The organism is Naasia lichenicola, from assembly GCF_004801885.1.
Taxonomy (GTDB): Bacteria; Actinomycetota; Actinomycetes; order Actinomycetales; family Microbacteriaceae; genus Naasia; species Naasia lichenicola.
The window spans coordinates 133,618-149,411 of sequence record NZ_SSSM01000003.1 but is presented as its reverse complement, the minus strand read 5'-3'; the positions used below and the strand labels follow the sequence as shown (position 1 = coordinate 149,411).

Annotated in this window: 14 protein-coding genes; 12 read left to right on the top strand and 2 right to left on the bottom strand. The window is 70.3% G+C overall.

Annotation, left to right across the window (positions count from 1 at the left end; genetic code table 11):
* Positions 1–17: 17 nt before the first annotated feature.
* Positions 18–578, top strand: coding sequence for a MarR family winged helix-turn-helix transcriptional regulator (locus E6C64_RS05875; protein ID WP_136426718.1), 561 nt, complete (start codon positions 18–20; stop codon positions 576–578).
* Between the two features lie 84 nt (positions 579–662).
* Here the strand turns inward: E6C64_RS05875 and E6C64_RS05870 are convergent, their stop codons facing one another.
* Positions 663–2,078 (bottom strand): alpha/beta hydrolase domain-containing protein, encoded by a 1,416-nt coding sequence (locus E6C64_RS05870; RefSeq protein WP_158437760.1) that lies wholly within the window; start codon positions 2,076–2,078, stop codon positions 663–665.
* 108 nt (positions 2,079–2,186) lie between these two features.
* On the opposite strand from E6C64_RS05870, the gene E6C64_RS05865 reads away from it, so the two are divergent.
* The 11 genes from E6C64_RS05865 (at position 2,187) to E6C64_RS05815 (ending at position 15,127) form a co-directional block, all read left to right on the top strand.
* Positions 2,187–3,767: an ABC transporter substrate-binding protein gene (locus E6C64_RS05865; RefSeq protein WP_158437759.1), complete on the top strand. Its 1,581-nt coding sequence runs from the start codon at positions 2,187–2,189 to the stop codon at positions 3,765–3,767.
* A gap of 109 nt (positions 3,768–3,876) precedes the next feature.
* Positions 3,877–4,818, top strand: coding sequence for an ABC transporter permease (locus E6C64_RS05860; protein ID WP_136426715.1), 942 nt, complete (start codon positions 3,877–3,879; stop codon positions 4,816–4,818).
* On the top strand, positions 4,815–6,770 hold the full coding sequence (locus tag E6C64_RS05855) for a dipeptide/oligopeptide/nickel ABC transporter permease/ATP-binding protein (RefSeq protein WP_136426714.1): 1,956 nt from the start codon (positions 4,815–4,817) through the stop codon (positions 6,768–6,770). The genes E6C64_RS05860 and E6C64_RS05855 overlap by 4 nt, the downstream gene beginning before the upstream one ends.
* Positions 6,767–7,630, top strand: coding sequence for an ATP-binding cassette domain-containing protein (locus E6C64_RS05850; protein WP_136426713.1), 864 nt, complete (start codon positions 6,767–6,769; stop codon positions 7,628–7,630). Before E6C64_RS05855 ends, E6C64_RS05850 begins: the two co-directional genes overlap by 4 nt.
* Entirely contained in the window at positions 7,627–8,478 is an 852-nt protein-coding gene (locus E6C64_RS05845; protein ID WP_136426712.1) for an alpha/beta fold hydrolase, read from the top strand. Before E6C64_RS05850 ends, E6C64_RS05845 begins: the two co-directional genes overlap by 4 nt.
* On the top strand, positions 8,475–9,656 hold the full coding sequence (locus tag E6C64_RS05840; RefSeq protein WP_136426711.1) for a CapA family protein: 1,182 nt from the start codon (positions 8,475–8,477) through the stop codon (positions 9,654–9,656). The genes E6C64_RS05845 and E6C64_RS05840 overlap by 4 nt, the downstream gene beginning before the upstream one ends.
* Entirely contained in the window at positions 9,653–10,897 is a 1,245-nt protein-coding gene (locus tag E6C64_RS05835) for a CaiB/BaiF CoA transferase family protein (RefSeq protein WP_136426710.1), read from the top strand. The genes E6C64_RS05840 and E6C64_RS05835 overlap by 4 nt, the downstream gene beginning before the upstream one ends.
* Complete coding sequence (locus E6C64_RS05830) at positions 10,894–12,024, top strand: 2-hydroxyacyl-CoA dehydratase family protein (protein WP_158437758.1); 1,131 nt, start codon at positions 10,894–10,896, stop codon at positions 12,022–12,024. The genes E6C64_RS05835 and E6C64_RS05830 overlap by 4 nt, the downstream gene beginning before the upstream one ends.
* The gene (locus E6C64_RS05825) at positions 12,021–13,253 is read left to right on the top strand and encodes a 2-hydroxyacyl-CoA dehydratase family protein (RefSeq protein WP_136426708.1); all 1,233 of its coding nucleotides are present in this window, start codon (positions 12,021–12,023) and stop codon (positions 13,251–13,253) included. The genes E6C64_RS05830 and E6C64_RS05825 overlap by 4 nt, the downstream gene beginning before the upstream one ends.
* A gap of 17 nt (positions 13,254–13,270) precedes the next feature.
* Positions 13,271–13,741, top strand: a complete 471-nt coding sequence (locus tag E6C64_RS05820) for a MarR family winged helix-turn-helix transcriptional regulator (RefSeq protein WP_199240971.1) — start codon at positions 13,271–13,273, stop codon at positions 13,739–13,741.
* 87 nt (positions 13,742–13,828) lie between these two features.
* Positions 13,829–15,127 carry a low temperature requirement protein A gene (locus tag E6C64_RS05815; RefSeq protein ID WP_136426706.1) on the top strand — a complete coding sequence of 433 codons (1,299 nt, stop codon included), beginning with the start codon at positions 13,829–13,831 and terminating at the stop codon, positions 15,125–15,127.
* A 39-nt stretch (positions 15,128–15,166) separates the two neighbouring features.
* Here the strand turns inward: E6C64_RS05815 and E6C64_RS05810 are convergent, their stop codons facing one another.
* Complete coding sequence (locus tag E6C64_RS05810; RefSeq protein WP_233255491.1) at positions 15,167–15,637, bottom strand: DUF3237 domain-containing protein; 471 nt, start codon at positions 15,635–15,637, stop codon at positions 15,167–15,169.
* Between the last annotated feature and the right edge of the window lie 157 nt (positions 15,638–15,794).

Here is a 15,794-nt window from a genome sequence, read left to right as displayed (position 1 = left end):
GATGAGGTGTCGAGACGATGACCGAGACGCCGCCCGAGACGCCGCCGCCCCACTCCGCTCCCGCCGCCGGCGAGCTCTACTACCTCGTGATGCGGCTGGCCCGATCGTTCAGTCGCGCGGCGGAGGACATCGCCTGGCATGCCGACATCTCGGTCGCCGAGTTCAGCATCCTGCTCGTGCTCGGCGAAGGGGCGCCCCTGTCGTCGGCCCAGCTGGCGCGTCGCGCGTTCATGACACCCCAGGCCAGCCATCAACTGGTCAGCGGCCTTCTCACCCGTCGGCTCGTCGAGTCGCTGCCTCACCCGACGAACCGCCGGGTCCTGCTCGTCAGCCCGACCGAGGAGGGCTGGGGCGTAGTGGAGCGCAGCCGCGCCCTGCTCCGCGAGATGCAGGATCGTGCCACCTCGCGGTTGAGTGCTCGCGATCGCGCAGCCCTGGAGGGCAACCTGCTGACCGTCGCGGATACCGTGCTCGGCGGCTGGTTCGGCGATCCCGAGGCGGAGGCGGAAGCCGCCTCCAGACGCACGGATCGGCGTCGCGGCGAATCCGGCCGTGGCATGAGAGCGGCGGGCGACTGAGCGGCGCTCGGTTCGCGTTCCCGACCGTATCCACCGTCCGTATCCACGGTCCGGATCCACATTCGGGCTGACGTTCGAGCGCCGTCAGCCGCGCCAGCGCGACGGCGCCTCGCGGAGCAGCTCCCGCGCCTCCTCGTCCAGCAGCAGGCCCCGCGCGCGCTCTGCGGCGACGGACTCCGCGAACCGGCGGAGATAGGCGGACCGATTGCCGTAGCGCCGACGGAGCTCGGACAGCGGCAGCAGGCGCATGCTGCCGACCAGCCACGCCAGCATCTCGGGATCGCCGAAGGGCATCCACGGGGGCGGCGGCTCGGACTCGGGGGAGGAGGTGCTGTGCGGCGAGTAGACCGCCGTCGGCACATCGAGCCACGGCGCCCGGACGCCCCCGAGCACATTGCCGTCGGCATCCCTCTGGAGCTCCTCCGCGCCGTCCACGTGGGTGAAGCACTCCGCTCGCGGCGCAGGCTCGCCGGCCGCGATCCAGCGATCCATCGCCTCGAAGGCGCCCCTCAGGTAGACGTCGAATCGCGCATCGCTGCGCGCCTCCTGCACGTCGAAGGCCGGCCGACTGCCCCCGCCGCGCTCGAACTGCTCCAGGTTGGTCAGCACGCTCGGGCGAGCTTCGATGTGCGCGGTGCCGGCGATCTCGTAGAGGCGGTACCGGTCCCCGGCCTCGTCCGAGTCTGGCCGGGTCACAGGCTGGTGGGTCTCGGCCTCCGTCTCGCTGAGGACCTCGAAGACGACCGCGCCGTGTCCGCGGACCGTGCGGCGTGGATCGTCGGCGGACAGCTCGTGGTCGTCGGCGGACAGCGGAGGGTAGCCGGCCGCGCCCGCTCCGCCGGAGGAGATCCCGATCAGATAGCCGTCGATCAGCGCTCGCCCGTCGGATCGGGTCCACCTCTCGTGGAAGCCCTCCTGCAGGAAGATCCGCGTGAAGCTGCCGGTGGCCGACATCCCGGAGAGGAGAACACGATCCGCCCGCGCTCCGCCGAGCGCCTTCTCGCCCAACGAGCCCTGGATGAGCTGACTGATGGCTGAGCCGAGGACGTCGTACTGGAGTCCGTCCTCGGCGATCTCGAGCGACGCGTAGCGGTCGGGGTCGATGTCCTCGCGCAGCAGTCGCGCGCTCGAGGGGAAGACCGTCACCCCTACCCAGGTGTGGCCACCGCGCATGAGCCACGGATGGGCCGCGTTCCAGATCAGTGCGGAGTCGAGATCCGGGTGCAGGGGCTCCACCTGGATCAGGCCCGACGAGCTGTCGGCGTCGGAGGGACGGCGGATGAGCACTCGCGTGCGGAACGGCAGGTCGGAGCGCACCGCCACCCGACCACTCGAGCCGTCGTGCTTCCACGTGGAGGCGGTTCCCTCCACGAAGAGCTCCACCTCGACGTAGCCGGCCGCGGCCAGGTCGACGCCCATCTGGAGCTCGGGCAGGAGGGCGGTTCCGAACGGCTCGCCGTCGTGGTCGTGCGGAATCGGCTCAGGCTGGGTGTGCGACATTGCAACGACCTTTCCACGGTTTCAGCTGTTGTCAGAGTATCAAGTTTCCTGATACTTTTTCCGCGGCGCCCTTGCGCCGACCAGCAGTGCACATTGCAAAGGAGCATCATGTCTGCAGTTACCCGACCGACGCGAAAAGTCGCGCTGGCCGTCGCTGTCCTCGCTGTCATCGGAGGGATGACGGCATGCTCGTCGGCCTCGCCCGCCCCTGAGGGATCCGGCTCCACCGGCGGCACCCTCACCACCCAGTTCGCCGGCGTGCCGATCAGCCTGAACCCCGCCCTCGGCGGCTCCGGCGGCAGCGCCATCTTCACCTCGCTGCCCTACGACTCCCTCATCTACCAGACCGGCGATGGTGAGCTCATCCCCGACCTCGCCACGGACTGGACGCTCTCCGACGACAACACCAAGCTCACGCTCACCCTTCGGGACGGCGTGAAGTTCGCCAGCGGCGAGGTCATGGACGCGGACGCCGTCAAGGCCTCCCTCGAGTACGCGATCGACGCGGGCGGCGGCAATGCCCGCTACGCCGGACCTGTCGACAGCATCGAGGCCACGGCCGACGACACCGTCGAGATCACCTACTCCTCGGCATACCCTGACGCGCCCTACTACCTGACCCAGTACTGGAGCGTCGGGCAGATCATCGGTCCCGACGGGCTCGCCGACCCCGACAGCCTGCTGACCTCGTCCGACGGCACCGGGCAGTACTCCTACTCGGCCTCCGACTCCGTCACCGGCTCGACCTACACCTACGTGCGCAACGACGACTACTTCAACCCCGACGCCATCCAATACGACAAGGTCGTCGTGAAGGTCATCGGCGACCCGAGCGCCGTCTCGTCCGCCATCACGACGGGCCAGGTCGACTTCGGCAGCGCATCGCCCACCACCGCGGGCTCAGCCACCGCGGCCGGACTCGACCTCGTCACCGCCCCCTTCTTCACCTGGGGACTGACGATGGCCGACACGCAGGGCGCGATCAGCCCCGAGCTGAAGGACCCGGACGTCCGCAAGGCCATCGCCATGGCGATCGACCGCGACTCCCTCGCTAACGCGCTGGACGCCGACTTCACCCACCCGAACGGGCAGATCGGCGCCGACGGCATCGACGGATACGTCGACGGCTTCGGGTTCGAGTACGACGTGGCGAAGGCCAAGTCGCTGCTGGCCGACGCCGGCTACCCGAACGGGTTCGAGCTGACGGTGCTGACCGAGAACATCCTGGACAGCCAGACGACGATCTCCCAGGCGATCGCCGGCGACCTCGGCAAGATCGGCATCACGGTCAACCTCGAGGTCAAGAACTCCGTGCCCGACTTCATCCAGGCTGCGCTGAGCAAGGAGTACCCGGCGCTCATCTGGCCGGTCGTCGGCACCAACTCGGCTCAGGTGCTCACCAACTTCACCCAGCCCGGTGTGACGAACCCGTTCGGCAACACCGATCCGACGCTGGATGATCTGTACGGTCAGGCCCAGTCCTCCACGGATGCCGCCGCCCGCAGCGAGCTGTACGAGCAGATCACCAAGGCGGCCAACGATGTCGCATGGTTCGCCCCGGTGATCTCCACGGACAACATCTTCGTGGTCGGCAGCAAGGTGGAGAACGTCACCGCATCCGCGCTGAACCCCAACCCGATGCCCCAGGCACCGGACGCGCAGTACGCCTGGAAGCACGCCGCCGAGTAGCGCAGCGCAGCGCAGCCCGGCACAGGCTCGGCGCACATCCAGAGCACCACAACCACTACAGCGGGACCCGGCCAGCGCTGGCCGGGTCCCCACCTGGGAGCCTCTTCTCATGGTCCGACTCATCGTCAACCGATTGCTGCTGTCGATCGTCCTCGTGGTGATCTCCTCGATCGCCATCTTCTTCCTGATGTCCCTGGTGCCCGGCGACCCGGCCCGGAGCATCCTCGGCGCGGCCGCGACGCCAGACAGCATCGAGCGCCTCCGCCAGCAGCTCGGCCTCGATCAGCCGCTGCTCGCGCAGTACGGCAGCTGGCTGCTCGGCGCGCTGCGCGGTGACCTCGGCGAGAGCGTCTTCACCGGCGACCAGGTCGTCACCCTGATCCTCGCCCGCGTCCCGGTCACCGCGTCGCTCATCCTGCTGTCGACGCTGGTGATCGCCGCGCTCGGCACGGCCCTCGGACTGCTCAGCGCCGTGCGCGGGGGAGTGCTCGGCAAGGTCCTCGACGTCGTCTCGCTCGTCGGCCTCGCGCTGCCGAGCTACTGGGTGGCCATCCTGCTCGTCGCGCTCGTCGCCGTGGCGCTGCGGATCTTCCCGGCAACCGGCTACTTCGCCTTCGCCGACGACCCGGGCCGCTGGCTGCTCGGCCTCATCCTGCCGGTCGCCGCACTCTCGCTCGGCGGGGTCACGATCGTGGCCAAGCAGATGCGCGACTCGGCCATGGACGTGCTCGCCCGCGACTACATCCGGGTGCTCCGCGCCACGGGGGTGCGCGAGAGCTCGATCGTGCTCAAGCACGTGCTGCGCAACTCCGCCCTGCCATCGCTCACCGTCGTCGGATTGACCGTGGTCGGATCGCTCACCGGTGCGGTCTTCGTCGAGAACGTGTTCGTGCTCCCCGGCCTCGGCACCCTGGTGACCCAGGCGACCACGTCGCACGACCTGCCGGTCGTCCTCGGCGTCGGCGTCTTCTTCACGCTGTTCGTGATCGTCGTCAACCTGGCGATCGACCTGCTCTACGGAGTGCTCAACCCCAAGGTGCGAGTCTCATGAGCGCCAAGTCGCCCCGAGCCATGTCCACCGGGCTCTTCCGCCGAGTGCTGCGCAAGCCGCTCGGCGTGGTCTCGGGCGTCGTCCTGATCCTCATCGTCGGGGGATCGCTCGCCGCCCGGTGGATCGCCCCGTACGACCCGCTCGCCCAGGACTTCTCCATCGTCAAGCAGGGCCCGTCCGCGGCGCACCTGCTGGGCACCGACTCGCTCGGTCGCGACATCCTCAGCAGGCTGCTGTTCGGCGGCCAGGAGTCCCTCGGGGGAGTGCTCGTCGCAGTCGTCACCATGCTGATCATCGCGATCCCGCTCGGCATCCTCGCGGGCTACGTCGGCGGCCTGGCCGACCGGATCATCCTGCGGGTGGTCGACGTGCTGCTGTCCATCCCCGGCACGATCATCACCCTCGCGGTTCTGGCCATCTTCAACAACAGCATGTTCGTGGCCATGGTGAGCGTCGGCGTCCTCGCCAGCGGCGCGTTCATCCGGGTCTTCCGCAGTGCCGCGCTGTCCGTGCGGCAGGAGCTCTACATCGGCGCGGCCCGGGTGGCCGGTCTCGGCCGGCTGCGCATCATGGCCGCGCACGTGCTGCCCCAGATCCGCGGTGTGCTCCTCGTGCAGGTCACCCTGTTCTCGGCCGCGACGCTCGGCATCCAGACCGGACTCGCCTTCCTCGCGTTCGGACCGCCGCCACCCGCGCCCACCTGGGGCGGCATGGTGGCCGAGGCGGCATCCCTGATCCAGAGCAGTCCGTGGCTGCTCGTCCCGTCGGGCGGGATCATCGCCGTCACCACGCTCGCCCTCTGCCTGCTCGGCGACGCGCTCCGCGACGCCAACCAGGAGCGGTTCACCCTCGCGGGCCTCGAGCGAGGCGCGCGTCCCGTGCGGGCCGGAGCGGGTGCCGTGCTCGTCCCTGACGCGGCCACCGTCCCCGACGCCGACCGCGAGGAGGCGCTCGCGCCCAACCCCGACGCGCTCCTCTCCGTTCGAGGCCTCACGGTCGGCTTCGGCGCGCCCGGACGCGAAACCACGGCCATCCAGCGCGTCGACTTCGACATCCGACCGGGCGAGGTCGTCGGCCTGGTCGGTGAGTCGGGCAGCGGCAAGACGGTGACCGCGCTCGCGCTGCTCGGGCTGCTTGCCGGGAACGGCCGGATCACCGGCGGATCCATCCGGCTCGCGGGCGAGGAGCTCGTCGGCATGTCGAACGCCGAGCTGCGCACGGTGCGCGGCGCCCGGATCGCGATGATCTCGCAGGAGCCGATGGTCTCGCTCGACCCCTCGTTCCGGGTCGGCTACCAGATCGGCGAGGCCATCCGCGCGCATGAGCGGGTCGGTCGAGCCGAGACGCAGCGGCGCACCCGTGAGCTGCTGGCCTCCGTGCGGCTCGACCCGGCAGTCGCGGACCGCTATCCGCATGAGATCTCGGGCGGGATGGCCCAGCGCATCGCCATCGCGATGGCGCTCGCCGGCCGTCCCGAGCTGCTCATCGCCGACGAGCCGACGACCGCCCTCGACGTCACCGTGCAAGCGGACATCCTCGACCTCCTGCGCACCCTGCAGGAGGAGACAGGGATGGCCATCATCCTGGTCAGCCACGACTGGGGGGTCGTCGCCGACCTCTGCAGCCGAGCCATCGTGATGTACGCGGGCGAGGTCGTCGAGCGCGCAGCCGTCAGCGAGATCTTCGCGGCGCCGAGGCACCCCTATACGGCGGCGCTGCTGCGCTCGAATCCGCACGGTGCGCGCCCCGGTGAGCCGCTGCCGACCATCGGGGGAGCAGTGCCTCCGCCGCACGAGTGGCCCGTCGGCTGCCACTTCGCCGCACGCTGCCCGCTGGCGACCGAGGCCTGCCGGCAGGCGCCGATCGACATGGCGCACCTGCCGGGCCACCGCTCCAGCCGCTGCATCCGCATCGACGCGCTCGCCGCAGAGCTGAGCGAGGTCGCCTCGTGAGCGCCCCGGACACCCTCCAGGTCCCCGACATCCTGGAGGTCGAGGACCTCGCTGTCGACCACGGCGTCGGCCGCAAGCGCAAGCGCGCCGTCAACGGCGTCTCCTTCTCCATCCCGACCGGCAGCACCCTGGGCCTGGTCGGAGAGTCCGGTTCGGGCAAGACCACGACGGGCATGGCCATCCTCGGCATGCTCCCGATCGCCTCCGGTCGAGTGCTCTTCGAGGGGCGCGACATCACGGCCATCCCGCGTGGCGAGCAGCGCGCGCTCGGGGCGCGACGGCAGGTCATCTTCCAGGACCCGTACAGCTCGCTCGATCCGACCAAGACGATCGGCTACACGCTGGCGGAGCCGTGTCGGATCGCCGCCCGCGCGGACCGCATGTCGGCCGCGCAGATCGCCGAGCGGCAGGCGATGCTCCTGCAGCGGGTCGGCCTCAGCCCCGATGCCGCCCGCCGCTATCCCGCGCAGTTCTCGGGTGGTCAGCGCCAGCGGATCGCCATCGCCCGGGCACTGATGCTCTCGCCGCGACTCATCGTCTGCGACGAGCCGGTCAGCGCCCTCGATCTCTCGGTCCAGGCCGAGGTGCTCAACCTGCTCGTCGAGCTGCAGCGCGACCTCGGCCTCAGCCTGCTCTTCATCTCCCACGACCTGTCCGTGGTGCGCCACATCTCGCATTCGATCGTGGTGCTGCGCAACGGCGCGGTGGTGGAGCAGGGCCCCGCCGGCCGGGTCTACGACGAGCCGGCCGATCAGTACACCCGCAGCCTGCTCGCGGCGGCGCCGGTCCCCGACCCCGCCGAGCAGCAGGCCCGCCGCGACGAGCGTCACCGACGCCGGATGGAGGACGACAGCAGATGAGCCTGATGGACATAGGGAACGGCGAGCTCTGGTACGAGGAGTTCGGCTCCGGCGACGAGGTCGTGCTGTCCTCGGCGATGGGATTCGCCGCGGGCACCTATCCCGAGCTTCTCGCCGCTCCGCCGACCGGATACCACGTGTACACGATCCAAGCCCGGGGCTTCGGGCAGTCCGACCACCCCGCGAGCCCGCCCGCGATCGGCTGGCTGGATCAGTGGGCCGACGACGTCTGCGCCTTCGCCGACAGGCTGGGCGTCGACCGCTTCATCTACACCGGCATCTCCCACGGCGGGGGAATCGGCTGGCACATCGCCCGCCGCCACCCCGAGCGGCTCAAGGCGCTCATCTCCGTCGTGGGCACTCCGCATGATCGTGCGGGCGGCACCCAGTCCTCCGAGGGCCGACGCCGCTTCATCGAGGAGCGGCACGACCGTGCGAAGACGGTGGCCATGTTCGAGCACATGGCCGGCTGGACGGACGATTCCGCGCGCCAGGAGGCGCGGGCCCGCCGCTTCGCGTCGTCCGCCGAGGAGGCCGCGAACCGGCCCGACGACGAGGCCCAGATCAATCAGGGCAAGCCGTTCCCGGAGGCGCAGACCGATGAGGAGCTCGCCGAGGTCTACCGCGGCATCCGCCTTCCCGTGCTGATCTTCGCCGCGCTGCGCGACGGCGTGATCTCGCCGCAATCCGCCCTTCGAGCGGCCGTCAACGTGCGCGGCGCGAAGGCCGTGCTGTTCGAGGACGAGGGCCACATGATGGGGGAGGAGTCGCCCGAGCGCCTCGCCCGTGAGGTGCGGGTCTTCGTCGACGAGCTGAATGGCGTGGCGGAGCCCCCGATGCGCTCATGACGGCGGCCACCGGCCAGGCCGACCGCACCGTCGGATTCCGGATCGCCGCCGTCGGCGATCTGATCGTCGACCGTCCCGAGCCGGATCGCTTCTTCGCGCCGTCGGCACCCGTCCTGCGCGCGGCCGACCTGACCATCGGCCAGCTCGAGGTGCCGCACGCGACCACACGTGCAGTCGCGACCGTCGACGTCCCGGCGCCGCCTGCCGACCCCGCGCATCTCGCTTCGGTCGCCAGGGCCGGCTTCGATGTGCTCACCATGGCGGGCAACCACGTCGCCGACGCGGGCGGCGAGGGGATCGCTGAGACCATCGCGGCAGCGGAGGCCGCCGGCATGCGCACGGCTGGTGCCGGGCCCGACCTGGAGTCGGCGTCGAGCCCCGTTGTGGTCGAGGTGCAGGGGCGCCGGGTCGGCGTACTCTCCTTCAACTGCGTCGGTCCCACCGACAGCTGGGCCACGAGCCGACGCCCGGGTGGTGCGTACGTCCAGGTGCTCTCGCACTACGAGGCCATCGGGGCCAACCCCGGCGGTCCGCCGAGCGTGCACACCTTCGCGGATCCGCGTTCGCTGGAGCTGATGCGCCGCCGGATCGCCGATGCGGCGGCGGAAGTGGACCTGCTCGTCGTCGCCCTGCACAAGGGACTCGTGCACACGCCCGCCGAGCTCGCGGCCTATGAGCTCGAGGTGTCCCACGCGGCCGTCGACGCCGGGGCCGACCTGGTGATCGGGCATCACGCGCACATCCTCCGAGGCGTCGAGGTGTATCGCGGACGCGTCATCTTCCACGGCCTCGGCAACTTCGTGACGGTGACGGATGCCCTCACCCCTGCCTCGGCCAGCGGACCGGAGCAGCTCCGCTGGGCCCAGCGGCGCCGCACGCTGTTCGGCTTCGACGTCGATCCAGATATGCCGTCGTGGTACCCCTTCCACCCCGAGAGCCGCAACACGGCGATCGCCGTCCTCGATGTCGCGTCCGACGGCGGACTCAGGCCGGCGCTCATCCCGTGCTGGATCGACGCCGAGGGCGCGCCCGTGCCGCACGGCCAGGACGAACGAGGGCATGCGGTCCTCGAGTACATCCGGCGGATCACCGCCGAAGAGGGCTTCAGCACCGGACTCGCCTGGGAGGGCGACGTGGTCCGGATCAGCGAGAACGACGAACGAGGAGATCTTCTATGACCGACGCATCCCGCCCCCTGGCTGGAAAGACGGTGCTCGACCTGACGACCGCGCTCTCCGGGCCCTACGCCACCCTGCTGCTCGCCGGACTCGGCGCACGGGTGATCAAGGTCGAGAACCCCGAGCTCGGAGGAGACAGCTCGCGCAACAACTCGCCGTACTACAGCGAGAACGGCCTGCAGGCCCGTCGCACGAGCGACCAGGACATGTCGGTGTCGATGATGCTCCGCGGACGGAACAAGGAGAGCATCACGCTCAACCTCAAGACTCCCGAGGGGCAGAAGGTCTTCCGGGAGCTCGCCGCCTCCGCCGACGTGATCGTCGAGAACTTCAGCGCCGGGGTCACCCAGCGGCTCGGCATCGACTTCGCCGTGGTCCACGAGCTCAATCCGCGGCTGGTCTACGCGTCGATCAGCGGCTTCGGCGCGCAGGGCGTGCCCGGCAGCGGCAAGGCGATGGACACGATCATCCAGGCCCTCAGCGGCACGATGATGACCGCCGGCGACCCCGGCGACCCGCCCGTGCGCTTCGGACTGCCGATCGCCGACCTCGTCGCTCCGCTGTTCGGCGTCATCGGAGTGCTCGCCGCCGTGCTGCAGAGCGAGAAGACCGGCATCGGACAGCATGTCGACGTCTCCATGCTCGGAGCGCTCACCTCGCTCGTCGCCTGCGAGCCATTCGACGCCTTCGAGAAGATCGGCATGCCGCTGCGCACCGGCTCCTACGTCCCGCGCCTGGCGCCGTTCGGAGTCTTCGCGACGCAGGACGGCTGGTTCGCGCTGTGCGGGCCCACCGACTCGTTCAGCGCCGGGGTCATGGCCGCGCTCGGCACTCCGGAGCTCGCCGACGACGAGCGCTTCTCCCGCCGCGACCATCGGGTGCACCACGCCGACGAGCTGCACGCCATGATCGCCGGCTGGGCCCAGCACCTGACCGTCGACGAGGCCGTCCGGCGCCTCGAGGACAACGGCGTGCCGGCAGCCCCGGTCCGCGACACGGGAGAGGCGGTCCGCGACCCGCTGGTGCTCAGCCGGGGCGAGGTCGAGCAGCTGCGCCACCCCATCTACGGCGTCGCCGACGAGCTGTTCGGATCGGGCGTGCCCATCGTCATGTCCGGCAGCAGCACGTCGCTCGACCGCCCTGCGCCGTGGCTCGGCGAGCACACCGCGTCGGTGCTCGGCGAGTTCCTCGGCTATGGCGACGAGGAGCTCGACGCGCTGAGCGAGGCCGGGGCGCTGTGACCGCGGCCCTCGAGCGCGCGTACCTCGAGCTGCTGCCGTCCGCCCGGCAGCGCGCGGAATCGGGACAGCCGGTCGTCGGCATCGTCGGCCGCGATGTGCCCGCCGTGCTCGTGTCGGCGGCCGGCGCCCAGCCCTACCGACTGGGCGCAGGCAGGCAGGCCGCTGCTCCATCCGCTGCCCCATCCGCTGCGCAGTCCGCCGCAGAGGCCACCGCGATCATGGGCGGAGCCGTGGACAGGGCTGCGCTGGTGCTGCTCGCGGAGATCCTCTCCGGCTCCCTCGACTTCCTCGCGGGCATCCTGATCGCGCACGACTGCGAGGCGTCGGTGCGGCTGCACTTCGCCCTGCAGGAGCTGTATCGCAGGGGCAGCAGCACCATCCCGGTGCATCTCGTCGATCAGGTCCACCTCGACCGGCCCTCGACGCTGCGCTTCAACACGCATCAGCTTGAGGCGATGACGGACGTCCTGCGCTCCTGGACGGGGAGCGGGATCACGCGGGACGCGCTCGAATCGGCGCACGCGGAGCACTCCATGGTCCGCGCATCGCTGTCCGACGTGCAGGTCGCTCGCCGAACCCGCCGGATGTCGGGACTCAGCGCCTTGCACGCCTACGCGGTCGGCGTGGGATCTTCTCCGGCCGCCGCGCTCGCCCTGCTCGAAGGTCGCGAGCGAGGCGCGGATACCGCCGATGCGCTGCCTGTCTTCCTGACGGGCAGCGCTCCGATCGGCGACGAGCTGTACCGCGCCATCGAGGACGCGGGTGCGGTCGTCGTGGGCGAGGACCACGACTGGGGAGACCCGATCCTGTCCGATCTGCTCCCCGAGCGCCTGCCCGCCGAGCTGCCCGACGCGCTCCGCGAGCTGGCGCTCTCCCGCCTGCACGGCGACCCCGCATCGGCCTCCTCGACGATGGCGGCACGTGCGGCCGCGACCCGATCCGGCGTCGAAGCCACGCGGGCGAGGGCGCTGCTCAGCATCGTGAGGCCGCATGACGAGGCGCCGCTCTGGGACTGGAAGCGGCAGCGCGAACTCGCTGGCGTCCCGCACCTGGAGGTGCGTGGTGAGGCCGCGGAGGACCCGAGCGCCGTCGCCGCAGCGATCGGCGAGCTGCGGGCGGCGTCATGACCCGCCTCGCGTCCGCCTCCGCCGCGCTCGCGCACCAGCGCGCATGGTTCCGCGACCTGCAGCAGGCCGCGGCCGACGGTCAGGACTTCGCCCTCGTCAACGCGGATGCGCCGCAGGAGATCCTCCGCGCCATGGACATCCCGTACGTCGTCAACCAGTGGTGGGCGTCGATCGTCACCGCCAAGCAGGCCGCGGCGCAGAGCCTCGAGGGGGTCGCCGAGCTGGGCTATCCCGACGACAGCAGGCAGTACGACGTGCTCGCCCTCGGCTCCCGCTCGCTCGAAGCGGACCGGGCGCCGTGGGGCGGCCTGCCCAAGCCCCGCTTCGTGATCGCCGAGCTGAGCGGTGACGCCACCGGCAAGGTCTTCGAGGCGTGGACGGACGATCCCGCGATCGAGTTCTTCGCCTACGAGCGCACCGTCGCCATCCCTCCCGAGGGTCCCTGGTGGGACCTGGTGCCCCACGAGTGGGATCGCGTGTTCGGCCGCGAGCGCATCGAGCTGATGGCGGAGGAGAACCGGCTGCTGATCGAATGGCTCGAGGAGCGCACCGGACGACGCTTCGAGCCGGCGCGCCTGGAGCAGGTGATGGACCTCATCAACGAGCAGGAGGAGCTCAACCGGCAGACGCGCGATCTTATCGCTGCGGCTCGACCCACTCCCGTCCGGGTCTCGGACACCATCCCCGCCGTGATGATCCCGCAGTGGCACCGCGGCAGCGAGTGGGCACGCGACGCCGCCCGGGAGCTGCGCGACGAGGTGGCCGCACTGATCGCCGACGGCTCGACGGTCGCGCAGGATGAGCGCCTGCGGCTGATGTGGGTGGGCAGAGGGTTGTGGGGCGACACGTCGCTCTACCGCCGCTTCGAGGAGGAGCACGGGGCCGTCTTCGTCTGGTCGATGTACCTGGCGATCGCCGCGGACGGCTACATCCGCTACGGATCCGACCCCATCGAGACACTGGCCGCTCGCTTCGTCGGCATCACCGACCTGCTCTACGCGCCGCCCCTCGCACCCCAGTGGTACGTCAAGGAGGCGAAGGGCCACGGTGTCGACGGCGTCGTGCATCTCGTCGCGGACGATGTCCCCGGTGCGTCCTTCATCACGCTCGCGCTGCAGGAGGCGGGCATCCCGGTGCTCGAGATCCGCGCCAGCAACGCCGACCCTCGGACCCTCGATCCGGGAGCGATCGAAGCGATGATGGCCGACTTCATCGGCGGGCTCGGATGAACCCCGGCGCATCCTCCGTGCCATCCCCGGCCCAGGTCTCCGGACCTGCGCGCTCGCAGCACGGGGTGACCCTGCTGTACCTGATCAAGCAGGTCGAGCTGGCGATCCGCTCCCGACTGGAGGCGGTGACGCGGGAGGTCGGCCTCACGGTGACCCAGTACACCGCGCTCACCGTCTTGGAGCGTCGGCCGGGACTCACCTCCGCGGAGCTCGCCCGCAACTCGTTCGTCACCGCCCAGTCCATGTCGGTCGTCACCGCCGAGCTGGAGGAGCGCCTGCTGGTGGAGCGCGAGCAGGACCCCGCCCATCAGCGCCGTCAGCTGCTGTCGGTCACCACGAGCGGACACGGGCTGCTCGAGCGGCTGCGCCCCGACGTCTCGTGGATCGAGGAGCAGATGGTCTCGGCCATCTCGGTGAAGGACGCCGACGGCCTGCGTCAGATCCTCGAGCAGTGCCGATTCGCGCTCGGCGGAGGCTGGCCGCGCTGAGGTCTGTTGCCATCCCGGGCCGAGCAGGAGGAGGGTAGCGCTGAGCCAGGAGGATGGAACTCCTCGCAGGTGAGGAGTCGAACCGCCATGAGCTCATCGCAGCTGCAGTCTCAGCTGGCCGAAAGCCTTCGGCACCGCATCCGACCGATGGCAGGTCGCGACCCCGATGATCGCACTCGGTCGTCGACCTCTCTCGAGCTCCTCTACGACCTGACGTACGTGGTCGCCTTCGGAGTGGCCGCAGAGCAGCTCGCGGCAGGGATCGAGCATGGAGACATCGGGTCCTCCATCGGCGCCTACGCGTTCGCGCTCTTCACCGTGAGCTGGGCGTGGATCAGCTTCACCTGGCTGTCCTCGGCGTACGGCAATGACGACGCGCTCTTCCGGGTGGCGACCTTCGTGCAGATGATTGGAGTCATCATCGTCGTGTTCGGACTCCCCGGCAGCTTCGCCGGTGCGGCAGAGGGCGAGAGCCCCAACAACGCGCTCCTCGTCGTCGGCTACACCGTCATGCGGCTGCCGCAGCTGGCGCTCTGGATTCGCGCCGCCCGCCATGATTCCGACCATCGCCGCATCTCCTTGGCCTACGTCGCGATGATCGCGGTCGGACAGACCGCCTGGGCCTCCACCCTGTTCCTGCCATGGCCGACGGAGGCGATCGTCGCGGCCATCGTCGTCATCGCGCTCGCCGAGCTCGTGGCTCCCGCGGTGGTCGAGCAGCGACTCGGCCGCCTTCCGTGGAATCCGGCCCACGTCGCGGAGAGGTTCAGCCTCCTCACGTTGATCACCCTGGGAGAGGTGATCGCGGCGACCGCGGCAGCGGTCGGCGCCCTCGTCACCCAGCAGGGCTGGTCGCTGCCTGCGATCGTGGTGACGGCCGGAGGGATCCTCGTCGCAGCTGCCCTGTGGTGGGCCCACTTCCTCATCCCGTCGCGGCTCGTGCTCCCGCTGTTCCCGCAGAGGACGATGGCCTGGCGCTACGCGCATCTGCCGATGTTCGGCGCCATCGCCGCGATAGGGGCAGGGCTGCGGATCATGGCCTCGGCGGTGGGGGAGCCGGAGGTCGACATCGCCGTCCTCGTGCTGGCATTCACGATCCCGGTGGCAGTGGTTCTGCTGCTCATCTTCGTGACCTGGTCGGTGCTGATGGGCGCCCGCGATCTCAGCCACGTCCCGCTCTTCGCGTTGGCGGGGTCACCGATGGTCGCGGCGGCGGTCGTCGGCCTCGTCGACGGCTGGCGACCCTTCGATGCCGAGCGGAACGGGGATCTGACGATTCTGGTGGTGACCGTCGGGCTGGTGACCCTCGGCTGTGTCCTCGATGTGGTCGGCCACGAACGGGTCGGCTATCGGCATACCCTGCGGGCGTTGGAGGGCCACGCCTGACGGCGGACACCGCGGGCGGATCAGCGGTGGGCCCTCGCCTCACTCGACGACGAAGACCTCCAGGCACACGCTGTCGGGTCGGCGCTCGCCGCGGGCGACGAGGATCCGCTCGCCCAGCCACGACCAGCGCGATCCGGCCGCGGACATCCGGGGGCTCGAGTGGAAGTAGATGCGTCCCGGATCGACCGTCTCGCCGGCGATGATCCGGGCGATGTCCTCGGCGCTGCCGGAGCGCAGGCCGAAGTTCTCGACGTAGACGCGGTCGCCGTCGTCCGTCTCGATGGCGTAGCGCGCCTCGAGCTCGGTCACGGTGCCCGAGCGGAGGATCTGGAAGTCGGCACCGCCGGGAAGGACCTTGCCGTTGAACTCGGGGCCGATGACCCGCCCGCCGAGGATGGGCACGATGCGTCGGTGCAGGCCGTCCCCGCTTCCGAGGTCGATGGGAGCCGCCACATCCACTTCGATGCGGGCGATGAAGGTGAGCGTCGGAGCGACGCCGATGTCGGGCACGGAGGTGATCGTATCCAGACGATCGCGCCGCGGGAACGCCGGAAATACCGGCATCACAGGCCGGGAACGCATCGTTGACACCTTCCATCAATGCTCTTGAGAATGACCGCGGGGCGTCGTCGCCCGCTGCTCTCAGCGGAGACGTGCCGACCGATCC

What these genes read in the sequence shown, in the direction of transcription:
- E6C64_RS05860 (WP_136426715.1), top strand. Translation starts at nt 3,877, where the DNA reads ATGGTCCGACTCATCGTCAACCGATTGCTGCTGTCGATCGTCCTCGTG.
- E6C64_RS05845 (WP_136426712.1), top strand. Translation starts at nt 7,627, where the DNA reads ATGAGCCTGATGGACATAGGGAACGGCGAGCTCTGGTACGAGGAGTTC.
- E6C64_RS05835 (WP_136426710.1), top strand. Translation starts at nt 9,653, where the DNA reads ATGACCGACGCATCCCGCCCCCTGGCTGGAAAGACGGTGCTCGACCTG.
- E6C64_RS05855 (WP_136426714.1), top strand. Translation starts at nt 4,815, where the DNA reads ATGAGCGCCAAGTCGCCCCGAGCCATGTCCACCGGGCTCTTCCGCCGA.
- E6C64_RS05870 (WP_158437760.1), bottom strand. Translation starts at nt 2,078, where the DNA reads ATGTCGCACACCCAGCCTGAGCCGATTCCGCACGACCACGACGGCGAG.
- E6C64_RS05815 (WP_136426706.1), top strand. Translation starts at nt 13,829, where the DNA reads ATGAGCTCATCGCAGCTGCAGTCTCAGCTGGCCGAAAGCCTTCGGCAC.
- E6C64_RS05865 (WP_158437759.1), top strand. Translation starts at nt 2,187, where the DNA reads ATGTCTGCAGTTACCCGACCGACGCGAAAAGTCGCGCTGGCCGTCGCT.
- E6C64_RS05875 (WP_136426718.1), top strand. Translation starts at nt 18, where the DNA reads ATGACCGAGACGCCGCCCGAGACGCCGCCGCCCCACTCCGCTCCCGCC.
- E6C64_RS05840 (WP_136426711.1), top strand. Translation starts at nt 8,475, where the DNA reads ATGACGGCGGCCACCGGCCAGGCCGACCGCACCGTCGGATTCCGGATC.
- E6C64_RS05825 (WP_136426708.1), top strand. Translation starts at nt 12,021, where the DNA reads ATGACCCGCCTCGCGTCCGCCTCCGCCGCGCTCGCGCACCAGCGCGCA.